Source organism: Bradyrhizobium uaiense (assembly GCF_010811875.1).
Lineage (GTDB): Bacteria > Pseudomonadota > Alphaproteobacteria > Rhizobiales > Xanthobacteraceae > Bradyrhizobium > Bradyrhizobium uaiense.
The window spans coordinates 1-739 of sequence record NZ_VKHP01000540.1 but is presented as its reverse complement, the minus strand read 5'-3'; the positions used below and the strand labels follow the sequence as shown (position 1 = coordinate 739).

The 739-nt window shown below is 64.4% G+C and carries 1 protein-coding gene; it reads right to left on the bottom strand.

The window, feature by feature from the left end; genetic code table 11:
• A partial coding sequence (locus FNJ47_RS46345) for a GSU2403 family nucleotidyltransferase fold protein (RefSeq protein ID WP_347341826.1) occupies positions 1-707 on the bottom strand: 707 nt, incomplete at its 3' end.
• Positions 708-739: the final 32 nt, after the last annotated feature.

Sequence of the window (739 nt, the reverse complement as noted above, 5' to 3'; positions counted from 1 at the left end):
TCGATGATCGATCTGGCCTGAAGCCGATCCTTCGCGCTCTTTGCGGTCGCATCGCGATCCGCCTTCCGGCGGGATCCGACGATGAGCTTGTGGATGGCGTATCGTTCCGGCGACGGGACAAGGACCGGCACGCCGGCACCATGCAGCAGTACCGCGCGGACGGGCTGATAGATCAGGTAGTCGAGGAAGCGGAGCGGAGACGCCGCCGCCCCGCCGAGCGCCGGCATCGGGACCGGCTTTCCTGCCTGGTCGTCGGACCACTGGTTCGGCGTCAGGAACTCGACGTTGAAGTTGCCTCTCGATACGAATCGGGTGGAGAGCCTGCCATCGGCCTGGCTCGGAACCTCGCGAAACGTAGGGTCGACTTGGCGAAGCACGTCCAGGATGGGTGGCATGGAGTCCTTGATAGCCACCGAGATTTCGTGGAATTGCGCAAAGTCGACGTCGCCGGTCTGCATGGCGGCCGCCGCAAGGCGTCGACCAAGCACAGCGGCATAGCACTGGTACGCAGCGGTGCCGACGAGCACTCCCCGCAAGCGGAAGAAGCCAGCCTTCGCTAGCCCCTCCACGACTTGGCCCGTGATCGGCATAGGGCGCGGCAGATAGGCTTCACGGACTAACGTGGAGACGAGACGGCGACGTCCTTTCAGGTCGGCCTTCAGATCCTTGAACGCCTCGACCCTCTTGGTGATCTCGGGATCGTCCACGGGACCGACGTAGCGGCGATCTTGGCCGCTGC